We start from the raw sequence: 247 nt of genomic DNA, 5'->3' as shown, positions 1-247 counted from the left end.
CCGACATCGCCGCGCAGGCGGGGGTGAGCGAGGCGACGGTCAGCCGGGTGCTCAACGGCAAGCCGGGGGTGTCGGCGGCGACCCGGCAGGCGGTGCTGACGGCGCTCGACCTGATGGGCTACGAGCGTCCGCAGCGGCTGCGCCAGCGCAGCAACGGGCTGATCGGGCTGGTCACGCCGGAGCTGGACAACCCGATCTTCCCGGCCTTCGCGCAGGCGATCGAGAAGGCGCTCACCCAGCACGGCTA

1 protein-coding gene is annotated in these 247 nt (G+C 72.9%); it reads left to right on the top strand.

The window, feature by feature from the left end:
- Nucleotides 1-247, top strand: a 247-nt coding sequence (locus tag ACWJ6R_RS38295) for a LacI family DNA-binding transcriptional regulator (protein ID WP_449066843.1), incomplete at both ends; no start/stop codon positions are given.

The organism is Planomonospora algeriensis, from assembly GCF_977012225.1.
This window is presented reverse-complemented; position numbering and strand designations above follow the sequence as displayed.